Origin of the sequence: Haloarcula regularis (genome assembly GCF_029338315.1) — an archaeon.
Lineage (GTDB): Archaea > Halobacteriota > Halobacteria > Halobacteriales > Haloarculaceae > Haloarcula > Haloarcula regularis.
Map to the genome: position 1 here is coordinate 39614 of NZ_CP119795.1, position 12061 is coordinate 51674.

The following is a 12061-nucleotide window of genomic DNA, read 5'->3' on the forward strand; positions in this document are numbered from 1 at the left end:
ATGTTGGTTAAGACGAGTCCTGACCCGCTTTGCTGGGGCCGTAGCGAGCCGAGCCACACACCCGGCACTCCCAGATCGGTTGTCCCGTCCACGCCTCATCCGGGGCCGACTCGTGGGTCTTGAACCGATGGTCGGTCGCCCGTTCACAGGTTTGACAGTCGAGTTCCTGCGTCGTCGGTACCAACGACGCCTGGCGATCAGCCGCAGCTTCGCCGGCGGATTCGGTCAGCGTCATCGCTGGAACCAGCCACACCGCATCGTCGGAGTCGTCGAGGACCGCGTCGAGACGCGACGCGTCGCGGATGCCGTCCCCACGCTGGTCGTAGAGCCGCGTCGGGGCCTGTTCCTGACGCTCCGACACTTCCTGCCCGTGCCACCCAGCCCGGTCACGGGCGGCACTGAGAAGCCGCTCTCCCTCCGCTGACGACACCTGTACGGCGTCGGGAAGTGAGGGCCATTGCTCGGCCAGCTGGCGCGCCGGCGCTTCGTCGAGATCGTAGATGAGCGTGTAGTCGTCGACGGCCGGCTCCGCCTCGTTGGCGTAGAGAAAGTTCGCCGCGGCGCCGCCCTTCGCGACAGCGCCGTAGAACGTGGTCGACTCGACGACCAGGTGGACGATGCCGAGGAACGTCGTCGACACTGTCTCGTTCGTGTTAGTGGCGTCACCTCCGAGATGGTTGGTGAGACAGAACCGGCATTTTGTCTGGCCGTCTGGGACTGACGCCCCACAGGACCGGCACTCGACGTCGGTTACCGTCGGCGCATCGGGGTAGCCACCAGCGCTCGTCGCGACGCGCTGCCGCCGGGGGGCACCCTCACACCCGTCGTCCAGCCTCGTGTCCGGAATGTGGGACGCCTCGCCGGTCGGCCGCAGTTCCTCAAAGTCAGAATATCGGTTGTGCATCGGTGGGCTCACAGCTTCTGTCGGTATCGCATTTCAACGTCCGGACGCCTTCGATCGCAATAGACTCTCGAGGGTCCGTTGAAATATTCTTAGTTAGACACAAACCGTGGTGAAACAGGTGTTCAGTAGTTCTCTATACTTAGCAGGAATAGCGCACACTCTCAATGCGGTATGAAGTTGCACCAATTGCACGTGCGAAGAGGCCTGTTTCCGCACAGGGAACCTCATGAACAGATAGAACCGAGAATTTCAGTCTATTGTCGGCCGAAAGAGTAGATTCTAGAACCAGTCGTATCCGCTAAACAGGGGCTTACCGAAATCTAGATTGCACTGGAAATAGGTTAGTTTCCAGCTCTCCTCTGCGCGGTCCTTGCACATCTCATAGGGTGTTGGGTCCGCTTCCCCAGTACTCTCGTTGTCGCTCCCATCATCACCGGCATCGGTAGAGTCCTGCTCATTCTCAGACACGGTCAGCGAGGCCGAGTCGGAGGCCGACTCACTGTCAAACATTCCTGTATCGTACTCGGCAGTCACCTCAATGGAATAGGTCCCAGGTTTGTCCCAGAGTATACTCCAGTTCACGGTTTTGGACTCACCTCTATCGATCTCTATCGTCGTCGTATTAAGCGTCTTCTCGGAGATAGAGAGCTCGACTGTGACGTTGCGTGATTCACCCTTTAGCGCCTTTCCAGCGCTTACATTTGCGGAGATCGTCGCGACGTTCCCTTGCTGAACCTCTCCCGGACTCGCAACCTCCACACGGAAGTCATCCGCCTGTGCTGATGCTGCCGGAACTGCAGAACAGACCGCTAAGGCGGCGACAATCAGAATGAGGGCTTTTCGCATACCTGTAGGTATAAGCGACAGGTAAAGTGTCTTTTCACGCGCAGTGGAGTCGACGGGACACCACTTGTTTACAAACAAGGGGCCGACGCGGCAATCATTACGTCGGGTCGCTCTCACTTTTCAGTGGAATGGGGTGCGCCGATCCCGGCTGCGACGGAGACGATAAGCTGCCCTACGAGTGCCGGCGCTGTGGCCAGGAGTTCTGCAGCGAGCACCGGTTACCGGAGAGCCACACCTGGGGGGCGTCCGGAACTCACAACGCCCGACCGCAGCAGTGGTTCCCCGGAGCTCCGACCCGTCCCAGTCGAGTCGGGCTCGAGGTGGCCGAAGGTCCTGCTGATTTTGATCGTGGCAGGCGACCTACGATGTCGAGACGTGGGAAGATCTCGAACATTCGCTCGCCGACAGCGACCTGGCAAGTGCCGAGCTCTGCGAGCGCCGCGACGTGATCACGCGATGGGAGGAGAATCTGGAAGACCGTCGCCTCATCAAGCACGCGTTGGCGCTCTACTCGGATGTCGAAGCCGTTCGTGAGCAGATGTCGGACGTGGCTGACCGAACAATGCGCTAATGTCGCTTACGGCGGGTTTGAGGCGTTATTCAGCTGCTCTATGTCGTCGTCCTCGTACGCTGCACGCCACATCGTGTGGACGGCACGAGTGACGAGTGAAACCTCGGTCACGTCGATACAGGATGGTTCGGCGGCCGTCGTCGCGGCCTCGAGCGGAGGGTGGAAATGAATCTCGGGAGAGTGTGTATTCGGATGGCGATCAAATCGCCAATTGACGTCGTCGCTATCGACGTAGTGGAATGAATACATCCCCAGTTCGCTCCACTGGATATCGAGCCGAGCGCTGTCGGCGCCGCCGAGCCCATCGCTAAGAGTGATCTGCAGTTCCGTGGGGGCGACAACATCATCGTACGACGTTGTGTCAACGAGCGGCTCGAGTTCGAGCCAAAGGTCACGAATCCGCTGGAGCGCCGGAAGATAGATCGGCCCGAACTCGCCGGCACGGTCGTTACCGTTCATACGGCGAGCTGGTGGCTGGCCTCGTCGTAGGCGAGTGCGGCTTGTGCGACAGCGAGATTCTGCCGCGTCGTCCGCCACGCGGTGAGGTCGTCCCAGCCCTCCGTCTCGTCGGCGTCGAGTTGCTGGGCGAGTTCTTCCGGCGACACCACGTCGTAGCGGTTCTCGTAGCGCCGGATTTCAGCCTTCATGTCTTGAATACTGTCGAGCAACTCCGGCCGATCGACTTCCTCACGCAGCTCGCGGATCCGGGACATCAACACCCGGTCGCTGTTGCGCTTGTACAGCGTCGTTTGGCCGTCCGGTTCCGTCTCGGCGAACCCTGTGTTCACCAGCGTCTTGCAGTGGCGACGTGCCGTCGGCTCGCTCACGAGGGCCCGGTCGGCGATCTCGGCGGCCGACTGCCCGTCGTGGGTCTGTTCGACGATTTCGTACACACGTTCAAACGGTGTGGTGTCGTCTTTCCAGTCCGCTTTGACCTGCTCGTTGACGTCGTCCCACGTCTCGGTCATACTGGGTGCTATGCGCGCTATGAACAAATAGTTTCCTGAGAAAACTATCTAACGGCAATAGTTGTGCAGGTGCGTTGTCAGGCTACCTGCTCCTCTAACGTCTCATGATGCGTCCGAACCGTAGTTGGCGTGACGTTCCCTGTCTCCGCGACATCGCTTTGCGTCACCCATTGTCCCTGTTCCTGTCCCGCCTTGTAGAGGCAGGCCGCGGCGAACCCGGCCGGATGGACGCCCGTCGTGACGCCGCGCTCCTCGGCCTGCTCTGCGAGCGTTCGGGCACGCTGTCGGATTTCGTCCGGACACTCGAGGTCCGAGGCGAGACGGGGCACGAACATGCTGGGAGACGGGCTCGGCAGGCAGCCCCAGCTCCTCGTTCAACGTTTTGTACGCGTTCGTGACCCGTGACTCCGCGACGCGGGCCATCTCGCTGACGTCGTCCACTAACCGCGAGAGGCCGTTGCACCGGCAGGCTCCGTAGACGCTGGCCGCGGCGATGGCCTCGATGGATCTGCCACGAAGCAGATCCTCGTTCTGGGCGCTCCGGAAGAGCTGACACGCCTGGTCGCGGACCGAATTGGAGAGTTCGAGGGCACTCGCCAACCGACGCACTTCGCCCAATCCGTGGGCGAGATTCCGTTCTGCTTTCGACCGCCAGCGGCCACGGGTCTGCTCACGGCGCATCCGCGCGAGTCGCCGTCGCTTCTGCCCGGAGATCTCGTTCCCCTTCGCGTCGGTACCGCGACCGATCTCTGTCGACAGGCCGCGATCGTGGCGGGCCGCAGTGAGTGGAGCACCCGTTCGCTCGTGCTCCTCGTCGTCGTACGCCCGCCACTCCGGCCCGTGATCGATACGCTGTTCGTCGATGACCAGCCCACAGTCCTCGCAGACCGTTTCGACCGCATTCGTGGTGACCCGTCCGTCGCACTCGGGACACTGGTTCGCACTCGATTCCGTTCGGACATCTTCGTCGAAGCCAGTTTCGTAGATGTCTCTAGTTGCCATCGTTCTCACCGTATTCAGGGAACCCGCCAGTACAGCGAGCCCCTCACCCATTGAGGGGTAAATAGACTCTCCGGAGTAGCGCGTACCTGTTTCAATTAGTCCTTAATATCGGCTGTAGAGGAAAGCCAGAACGTATCGTAGTCTACATTCCAATGCGCCGCATTCGAGGCGACGCCCTGAACATGGTTCTCGCCGGTAATCAGAACAACCTGTGAACTATCGTGCTTCTCACAGGCTGAGTGTATATTCTCAAACATCCGTTCATCCCTGATTGGTCGACGAACATCGCCAAGTCTCGTCCCTATCGTCGTCGCGAAGGCAACCGATCCTAAGGTCGCAATCATCCAGGGAATCGAACCGCTCAATGCCAGTGTCACCGAGATCAGGAGAAATGACTGCAAGCCAGCTCATCAACGTCAAGTGCCGAGGGACCAACTTGGCCCGTTCTATTAGAGAGACGTCTACAGCTTCCCATTCCACTTCGTGTTTATCGGAAAGCTGTTTGGCAGCCTGAAGACATTGTGTTCGTCCGCCACCCTTCAACGTGAGCTGATTGGCTTTTCCTGAAGCGACCATCTTCGCTGCGAAAGCTAGATTGCCGACGACAAATGCAGCCAACCGAAGTATGCCGAAAATCACTGCTAACGGGTTCTTCACTACGGTCCACGCAGAATATTTCATCTTCGACGAGTCTCCCTCTGGTGATTCATGGAAAATTCGGTCGACATCTCCATCGACTTTCTCATCAACTAATGACGGAACACGACGATCGGGATGGCGCACTCCTAAAATCAATAGGTGGTTCGGTTTTTCAGCGCTCATTTCGCGTTCATATTGTGGTGCCTGGTTGACGGGGTGTACAAGTTATAGGAGTCAATCTATGGGCTACACTCTGGACTAAGGCTGAAGAAATCGAAATCGAAGCTGGAAGACTCGAGTTCCTCTTCATCCAGCGCTTCGACTCGTTCTACTTCGTTTTCGTCCAGGAACTCGTATTCTTCGCCGATTTCACGGGTGATCCGCTTAATCACAGCTAAAACTTCTGAGATGCCCGATCGAGTCAGTGTGAGAAGCTCCTTGAGCAACACTACGTAAGCCTTCAAACCTAGCGTCCGAGCAACGAACCCGAGCAAGTATTTTCGCGCCATACCCACAAGGAAAGACGCCACACGACCTGTAACGCCAAACGCTGTTGCAAGAAGGTCAGCGATTAAGATTCCGAGACTCAACAACATATTCTCAATCTCATTTACTGCCTCTTCTGGATCTGCCTCGGTTACCGCACATGCATCATCAACTAATTGACTGAGACTACTGACTACAGGAAGAAGTGACATACTCCACCGTGTCCAGCTCGTTGTTCGGGTTGTCAATTGGTACGCCAACGAAGCATCGTACCCTAACTGATCCTCGACGAGACCTAAGACGATTTTGAGACCGGAGAGAACTTGAGCTGCTTCAGGTACGGACTCTTCCAAATTACTTCCGTGGAACTCCTCTGGGACTTCGACACAGATGGCAGATGCCAAGTCCCGTCCTGCCTCCACTAATGGTGATTCTTCGTCTGGGAGTCCAGTATACAGTTCCTCCATCTTCGTGGGTACCTGGTTCTCCACCTTTTCTAAGGCAGGATTGACCGCTCGAACAGAGACATCTACCGACACCCTGTCCTTTGAGGTATATTCCAGTACATCATCTGTCCAATCGAATACAGCAAAGTAGTCACCTGGCTCCACCACATGTGACTCCATCAACTCACTGGACGATTCCCGGGTTAAACACTCCAGAGCATACATATCTACTTGAGGAGAGCCTTCTCCCCAATCTACCTGTCTATCTCCCCACTTTGGGATATTATCTAAATGTATATTCTCGCGGTGGGCTTTTGTCGGCAGAGAGATCTGCCCTAACGGTCCCAGCGAGTACGTATTATCCGTTAGAAGCGGTCCATCTACAATCGGGAACCGACCGACCTTCGTCTTGTACTCCCCGAAATCGTCCTCATCAAATATCAAGACGTCCGGCGTATCGAACCCCTCATTCGGGTTGACCTCGTACTCAATCAGCAAAGGTTCGTCCCACCCGGCATCAATCTCAAACGCCCAGTAACGACGCTCGGATGACAGCACAAGTTCGCCATATGCTTCTGAGTATACTATATCAAGAGTCTCGCCATCTGGAGGTTGGGGTGTTGGCAGATCGCTTTCAGAGTCTGCTCCTTGAACCACACCTGTCCCGAGGAGATATGATCCTCCGATGATAGCACCAGATTTAGTCAGAAACTGTCGACGAGACCTATCCATTCAAATCCCAATTTATAGCCCACTCAAAAATGTCTATCCCTGAGATATCTGCGAATCTGTATGATATTTATTGAGCCGCATCTATTTTATTACATTCCGAACATACCGTCTCTATGACTCTTAAAGAGAGCATCTGTGGTCACCAACCCGATCACACGATGGGGAACATGCTGCATAAGATGTTTCCGCGCCATCTTCTCCAGAGCGACGAGGACTATATCTGTCAGCGTTCGGAATGGAACGACACTGGCCGCTGCATCCTTCATGCCGAGGTGGAGTCCAAACCACCGGATGAAGTCCGCGAAGCGCTGAACCAAGGTGGTCGCCTCGACGACCTCTACCTGCGAAACACTCGCGTCGACGACGTCACTATTGCGGACCAGACGATCGTCAACGCAGATTTCCGGGGTGCGATTCTAACTGATGTTTCTTTCTCCAGCTGCTATCTCTGGGATGTCGACTTCTCAAACGCCGGTCTGAAACAGGTCAGGTTCTCCAACGCAAATATCTTTCAAACATATTTCAGGGGGCAACATGTCGAGGCATCAGCTTTCGAGAAGCAAGACTACCTGACACTCGGTTCGATGGCGCACATCTTCGAGGAGCGAACTTCGAACGGGCTAACGTTGAGGAGTGTACCTTCGATAACACGGATCTTCGAGATGCTGACTTCGTGGGCGCGGCACTCTACCACACATCGTTTCAGAACGCTCGAATCGATGATGACACGGATTTCGGTCGCCAAACGTGGTACGAGGGTGGCGGCTTAGTCCAGTCCATGATCAATGAGCGTCCACGGGTTGACGACGCGGAACTCATGATGCACGATCACCGGGACCCGAATGAGGATCCCTATGAACGGGCGGCCTGGCAGTACCGGATGTTGTCACAATTGTATCGAGACAACTCTGAGCCGGAGCAGGCCCGGGAGTACTACATTGATGAAAAGAATGCTCGCCGCGTGCTGTATCGCCGGAAGCGTAAGTTCCGGTCATATGTGAAGGCGGAGCTGTCGCGGTGGGTCACACGGTATGGGGAGAGTCCGTGGTTCGTGGTCGGGTGGTCGTTTGCCGTAATTGCGGGGGCGGCGGCGCTATACTCACATTTCGGTGGTATTCGGCAGGGCGGGGAGGTAGTAACCTCTGATCCGATACAGTTGTTGTATTTCAGTGTGGTGACCTTCACTACGTTGGGATATGGTGACTATCAGCCAGCAACAGGCCTGACACAGCTTATTGCTAGTACAGAAGCATTGCTTGGAGCTTTACTGATGGCTCTATTGGTATTCGTGTTGGGACGGCGCGTAACGTGGTAAATCGTTAATTGAGGTTGTGGCTGCGCGCGCAGCGACGTTAGGAGCGAGCACGGAGCGGAGGGTGGGGCGGCGGGGTCAGGGTCGGTCCGGCACACACCAAAAAAAAGAGGGCGTCGCGCTCGCCTACTCTTCCCACCACCGACCGCGCTCTGGGAATTCGATCCTGCTCCAGCCCGTGATGGCGATGCTGCACCGCTCCTGGTACCAGTTCTTCTTGACAGCCCGGAACCGGACCGTCTCACCTTCGTTCACGACCGTTTTCCGAGAGGCCTTCCAGATGGTGAACTTGATTTTCCCGCTATCGTCCTCGATCAACCCAACCTGAGAAATCGACGTGTCACTCGGATCCCAGAGCTGGCTAACTGTGCCTTCGACCGTCACCTCACCGACCGGGACGTCCGGCACGTCCGCGATGGGCACGATTGCCCCCGGCGCCGCCTTCAGTTCCTCGAGGGTCTCCAGCACCGCCTTCGTGACGTCCCGCCCGCGCTGCACCTTCTCGGCCAACTGCTTCGCGACGACCGCTCTCGACCAGCCGCCCTTCACCTCGTCGCTGATCCGCATCGCCTGCTCGTTGACCGCCGCGAGTTCCTCTTGCGTCAGCTTCTCCCGGGGATCCGTGCGCTCCGCCGGCGCCGGCTCGTCACGACCACACTGCTCGCTGACGACCTCTCGCGTGCGCTGCTCACGACCGTCCTGCGTTCCCAGCTCGGCCTGGGCACTGATGCGCTCCAGTTCGGCTTCCCGCGCCCGAATGCGCTCTTCCTGTTCGAGGGTGACACCGTGAATCCGGTCCTCGCTCGTGTCCGCGATCCCGTCCGGGTGGTTCGCATCCACCTTCGCCTGCGTCTCCTGCTCGACCGCGGCCTCGAACTCCGGCGTCTCGTCGACGACCGGGAAGCCGTCTTCATCGACCGCCTGACCGCCCGCGTTCTCGAATGCCTGTTCATCGACCGAAACGACCTTTCCGCTAGCGTTGTTACTAGACATTGGAATCACTCACCGGTGATTTCCGACGAAGGCGCTCACGCGCCGACACCGCGATGCTCCTACATCGCGGTTTTCCGACGACAACGACCGACAGAACCATCTGCGCGCTCTCGCTCGCGCCTTCGCGAGCGCCCTACCGGGCGCGAGCGAGAGCGCGCCTGTATCAGGTGGCCCCAACCAGCGCCGCGCGCCGACCCGCCCGGAGCGAGCGGCCAGCGGAGTAAGCGTGGGGGGTGAGCAGCCACGCCGCGCAACCCCTCGCGCTTACCCGCTGGCGCCGAGGGCACATGCATTTTAGCCCGGCAGGAACCGCACCCACCGGAGCGGAAGCCCGCCCGGAATGGTCGGTCGCGAGCGACGCGGAGGGCGGAATGCGGCGAGCGGTGCGTGCCGTCACGTAGACACCTGCCCAGCCGATCACGTCGCTGGGTGGGCCATCGACACTCCTGGCGGATTCAGAAAGGGCGAGGCCGTCTCGGCCGTCCCCCGACCCCGCAAGCACCACAGGGACGAGGCGCGCAGCGGCGTCCTTGTGAGCGAAGCGAATGAGGGCCAGCGAGACGCAGTCTCGCGTGGTCACGGAACATCGCGCGGCCGAGGGCTTTTAGAGATCGTCCCCGTCGACAAGTGCTACCGTGCTCCTGGTTTAGGCTCCCGGCCGGCTATGTGCATTCAGGGCGGTGTTTCGTGACAACTATTTTGATACTCGACTCTTAATTATGGATATGATTGAGACGGGGGCAACTGCGCCCGATTTTACGCTGACAGGGACACAAGGCGACGAAGTGCGAGAATTCACTCTGTCAGAGTTCGCTGCTGGTCGGCCGACGATGCTAGTATTCTATGTCTATGACTTTAGTCCGGTGTGTGAAGACCAGATGTGCGAACTGAATGATATGGAGATTTTGACATTTAACGATGATGTCGCTGTCCTCGGCGTCTCACCTGATGGACCATACAGCCATCAACAGTTCATCAGGCAAAACAACTTGTCGTATCCACTCTTGACTGACGAGGACAAGCAAGTATATGACCAATACGGGATGCTCACCCAGTCCCCAGAGGGTAAACGTAAACACAAACGCGGGATTATTCTACTTGATGCTGACCGTACTGTGCGCTATCGATGGATTGCCAAGGATAATTGGGATCAGTGGGATATGGAGCCACTCTATGAGGCCTATGAAATTAGTCTCGACTTGGTATCGACTGTCGAATAATGACCTAAAGACTTCATCCCCAATAGAAAATCCCGACGAGTATACTGTAACACCCAACTAATGTCCTTACGTGATTGGATTCCTGGATTGAGTTCATTTGACAAGATACGAGTAAAGAATTTCAAACAATGTGTTTCCGAATCTAACGGGGTGACGCTGATTGATGGTCGTCGGCTACGGGGTGGACATCGCGTAACACTTCTACTTCGCGAAGACTCGTCAGTAGGTGCCGAACTGGTTCGGATGTTTAATACACCACATATTGAATTCATTGACTTATATATTGATGATGGTAATACATATATTGAGGTTAACATAACCTGAGAGTGAGATGCCAGTTCCTGTTGGGTGTGATTTGGGCCAAAGCAGCCTGCTGAGCGACGCTAAAGCGGGCAGCGGTGAGCGAGGCGGCCAGTAGATACACCTGTCCAGCCGGCTGCGATACCAGCGTTCCAGCTACCGTCCTGGTGGACTCAGAAAGGGCGAGGCCGCCTCGGTCGTCCCCGACCCCGCAAGCACCGCAGCCACGAGGTACGCAGCGGCGTTCTTATCAGCGAAACGAATGAGGGCCAGCGAGACGCAGTCTCGCGTGGTCGCGGGACGTCAAGCGGCCGAGGGCTTTCATCGATGAGAGGTGAACCGTCTATCACGCTGCCTTCGTGCGATTTGCTCTGGACCAACACGGTGTTTGCAGTGGCGAAGAGCCACTTTGTCTATCCCCAGTCCTACTCAGAGCGTAAAATCACAAAAACGGTCGATATGACCTTTGTACCCCCGGAATGTAACGTGTTACTGAACGATGGGACTAACGTACTCGAACCGGAACGGGGTGAAGTACAGATGAGTGACCTGCTTGATGCCGCAGAGGGCGCTATCGCGCTGGTGTGCGGGGGATTCATTTTCCTCCTGTTCGGAAGCGCGCTGGGGACGACGGGACTGATTGATCTCAGCTTTTGGGGGATCGTCTACGTCCTCGTTGGTGTCGTTGTTCTCGTAACGGCCGCAGCAGCTGCAGCCGGTACCGTCATCTCGGAGGTTGTATGACACTACGCTCACTTCTCGTCGACCTCGTCTCGACGACTGACCGGAAGGAGATTCCAGACGAGCAGATTCTGAACGTCCTCCGTGAGAATGACCGGATCGCGATGGGAACACAGGATATCGCCGATGCAGTAGATATGTCGCGACAGGGCGTCGAGAACCGATTAGACGAGCTCGAACTCGAGAACCGAGTCCAATCACAGAAAATCGGGAACGTTCTGGTTTGGGACCTGCATCAAGGTGAACGGCGAGACGTAGTTCCGCCTGAAATCGAACGCCTTGTTCACGCCTTTGACCTAATCCGAGACCAGTTTGCAATGACCCGCCGATTGGGAATGTATATCCTCCTCACCGGGTTTGCCCTCATCTTCACGAGTTTGAGCACAGCACTCGCGGCAACGCCGGTTGACCCCTTTGCGAACGTGCTGCTCGTGTGGGGCTACGGAGTTGCAGCAGGTGGCGGAGCAGCGTGGTTCGTCGGCGGTGGAACACAGCTTGCGACGATTGTTACTGAACACGTCGTCTATTGGCGGTTGACTGGAGAATCACTCCGGACATGGAAAGAAAACGACGCTGCAACATCCAGCCACCGTGGTCAGATCGATATTCGCCTCGTGGCTGGCCTCTTTGTGCTCGTGCTCATCGGAGGCGCACTCGTTGGTGCTGCAAGTGACCTTCAGGCGGGGTTAGCTGCATCGTCTGCGTTTTCGTGGTTCGAAGCGACAGTCGTCGCTGGTCTATTTCTGGTCGCTCTTGTAGCGATGGTCCTGGGGATTGGATAAGGAAGATACGAGCGGTTTTACATAGACGAGCCAAGCGAAACCCGCTCGTCCCTCACTAACCCGGGATTCCAACCGCTTACCTATGGGAACTGGCTCCATAGATATAACCCGCCTCTACG

At 57.1% G+C, this 12061-nt stretch carries 12 protein-coding genes and 4 pseudogenes; 8 read left to right on the plus strand and 8 right to left on the minus strand.

Going from position 1 to position 12061, the window contains the following annotated elements; genetic code table 11:
* Window positions 1–7 precede the first annotated feature (7 nt).
* Both P1N55_RS19170 and P1N55_RS19175 read right to left on the minus strand, forming a co-directional pair.
* Window positions 8–904, minus strand: coding sequence for a biosurfactant protein 1 (locus tag P1N55_RS19170; protein WP_276278841.1), 897 nt, complete (start codon window positions 902–904; stop codon window positions 8–10).
* 279 nt (window positions 905–1183) lie between these two features.
* Window positions 1184–1750 carry a CARDB domain-containing protein gene (locus P1N55_RS19175; RefSeq protein ID WP_276278842.1) on the minus strand — a complete coding sequence of 189 codons (567 nt, stop codon included), beginning with the start codon at window positions 1748–1750 and terminating at the stop codon, window positions 1184–1186.
* Window positions 1751–1878: 128 nt separating this feature from the next.
* Between P1N55_RS19175 and P1N55_RS20065 the strand changes: the two genes are divergently transcribed.
* Window positions 1879–2199 carry an AN1-type zinc finger domain-containing protein gene (locus tag P1N55_RS20065; RefSeq protein WP_379689351.1) on the plus strand — a complete coding sequence of 107 codons (321 nt, stop codon included), beginning with the start codon at window positions 1879–1881 and terminating at the stop codon, window positions 2197–2199.
* Window positions 2100–2321 (plus strand): annotated as a pseudogene (locus tag P1N55_RS19180) (DUF7342 family protein); the annotation flags it as partial. The gene P1N55_RS20065 and the pseudogene P1N55_RS19180, both read left to right, overlap by 100 nt.
* A 6-nt stretch (window positions 2322–2327) precedes the next feature.
* Here the strand turns inward: P1N55_RS19180 and P1N55_RS19185 are convergent.
* From P1N55_RS19185 to P1N55_RS19205, 5 genes and pseudogenes are all read right to left on the minus strand, one after another.
* The gene (locus P1N55_RS19185; RefSeq protein WP_276278843.1) at window positions 2328–2780 is read right to left on the minus strand and encodes a hypothetical protein; all 453 of its coding nucleotides are present in this window, start codon (window positions 2778–2780) and stop codon (window positions 2328–2330) included.
* Window positions 2777–3289, minus strand: a complete 513-nt coding sequence (locus P1N55_RS19190; protein WP_276278844.1) for a winged helix-turn-helix domain-containing protein — start codon at window positions 3287–3289, stop codon at window positions 2777–2779. The genes P1N55_RS19185 and P1N55_RS19190 overlap by 4 nt, the downstream gene beginning before the upstream one ends.
* Before the next feature lie 77 nt (window positions 3290–3366).
* Window positions 3367–4291: pseudogene (locus P1N55_RS19195) on the minus strand (transcription initiation factor IIB).
* Between the two features lie 261 nt (window positions 4292–4552).
* Complete coding sequence (locus P1N55_RS19200) at window positions 4553–5113, minus strand: hypothetical protein (RefSeq protein WP_276278845.1); 561 nt, start codon at window positions 5111–5113, stop codon at window positions 4553–4555.
* A 56-nt stretch (window positions 5114–5169) separates the two neighbouring features.
* Window positions 5170–6594, minus strand: a complete 1425-nt coding sequence (locus P1N55_RS19205) for a hypothetical protein (protein WP_276278846.1) — start codon at window positions 6592–6594, stop codon at window positions 5170–5172.
* 179 nt (window positions 6595–6773) lie between these two features.
* Between P1N55_RS19205 and P1N55_RS20070 the strand changes: the two are divergent.
* From P1N55_RS20070 to P1N55_RS19215, 3 genes and pseudogenes are all read left to right on the plus strand, one after another.
* Window positions 6774–7112, plus strand: a pseudogene (locus P1N55_RS20070) (pentapeptide repeat-containing protein); the annotation flags it as partial.
* A 26-nt stretch (window positions 7113–7138) separates the two neighbouring features.
* Window positions 7139–7255: pseudogene (locus P1N55_RS20075) on the plus strand (pentapeptide repeat-containing protein); the annotation flags it as partial.
* A 117-nt stretch (window positions 7256–7372) separates the two neighbouring features.
* The gene (locus P1N55_RS19215; RefSeq protein WP_276278848.1) at window positions 7373–7909 is read left to right on the plus strand and encodes a potassium channel family protein; all 537 of its coding nucleotides are present in this window, start codon (window positions 7373–7375) and stop codon (window positions 7907–7909) included.
* A gap of 123 nt (window positions 7910–8032) precedes the next feature.
* On the opposite strand, the gene P1N55_RS19220 is transcribed toward P1N55_RS19215, so the two are convergent.
* On the minus strand, window positions 8033–8899 hold the full coding sequence (locus P1N55_RS19220; protein WP_276278849.1) for a DNA-binding protein: 867 nt from the start codon (window positions 8897–8899) through the stop codon (window positions 8033–8035).
* A gap of 725 nt (window positions 8900–9624) precedes the next feature.
* On the opposite strand from P1N55_RS19220, the gene P1N55_RS19225 reads away from it, so the two are divergent.
* The 3 genes from P1N55_RS19225 (at window position 9625) to P1N55_RS19235 (ending at window position 11942) form a co-directional block, all read left to right on the plus strand.
* Window positions 9625–10119, plus strand: coding sequence for a redoxin domain-containing protein (locus P1N55_RS19225; protein WP_276278850.1), 495 nt, complete (start codon window positions 9625–9627; stop codon window positions 10117–10119).
* A gap of 840 nt (window positions 10120–10959) precedes the next feature.
* Window positions 10960–11163 carry a hypothetical protein gene (locus P1N55_RS19230; RefSeq protein WP_276278851.1) on the plus strand — a complete coding sequence of 68 codons (204 nt, stop codon included), beginning with the start codon at window positions 10960–10962 and terminating at the stop codon, window positions 11161–11163.
* Complete coding sequence (locus tag P1N55_RS19235) at window positions 11160–11942, plus strand: winged helix-turn-helix domain-containing protein (protein ID WP_276278852.1); 783 nt, start codon at window positions 11160–11162, stop codon at window positions 11940–11942. The genes P1N55_RS19230 and P1N55_RS19235 overlap by 4 nt, the downstream gene beginning before the upstream one ends.
* The last annotated feature ends 119 nt before the right edge of the window (window positions 11943–12061 follow it).

Coding starts and splice junctions, on each gene's coding strand:
- P1N55_RS19170 (WP_276278841.1), bottom strand. CDS start 904: ATGCACAACCGATATTCTGACTTTGAGGAACTGCGGCCGACCGGCGAG.
- P1N55_RS19175 (WP_276278842.1), bottom strand. CDS start 1,750: ATGCGAAAAGCCCTCATTCTGATTGTCGCCGCCTTAGCGGTCTGTTCT.
- P1N55_RS20065 (WP_379689351.1), top strand. CDS start 1,879: ATGGGGTGCGCCGATCCCGGCTGCGACGGAGACGATAAGCTGCCCTAC.
- P1N55_RS19185 (WP_276278843.1), bottom strand. CDS start 2,780: ATGAACGGTAACGACCGTGCCGGCGAGTTCGGGCCGATCTATCTTCCG.
- P1N55_RS19190 (WP_276278844.1), bottom strand. CDS start 3,289: ATGACCGAGACGTGGGACGACGTCAACGAGCAGGTCAAAGCGGACTGG.
- P1N55_RS19200 (WP_276278845.1), bottom strand. CDS start 5,113: ATGAGCGCTGAAAAACCGAACCACCTATTGATTTTAGGAGTGCGCCAT.
- P1N55_RS19205 (WP_276278846.1), bottom strand. CDS start 6,594: ATGGATAGGTCTCGTCGACAGTTTCTGACTAAATCTGGTGCTATCATC.
- P1N55_RS19215 (WP_276278848.1), top strand. CDS start 7,373: ATGATCAATGAGCGTCCACGGGTTGACGACGCGGAACTCATGATGCAC.
- P1N55_RS19220 (WP_276278849.1), bottom strand. CDS start 8,899: ATGTCTAGTAACAACGCTAGCGGAAAGGTCGTTTCGGTCGATGAACAG.
- P1N55_RS19225 (WP_276278850.1), top strand. CDS start 9,625: ATGATTGAGACGGGGGCAACTGCGCCCGATTTTACGCTGACAGGGACA.
- P1N55_RS19230 (WP_276278851.1), top strand. CDS start 10,960: ATGAGTGACCTGCTTGATGCCGCAGAGGGCGCTATCGCGCTGGTGTGC.
- P1N55_RS19235 (WP_276278852.1), top strand. CDS start 11,160: ATGACACTACGCTCACTTCTCGTCGACCTCGTCTCGACGACTGACCGG.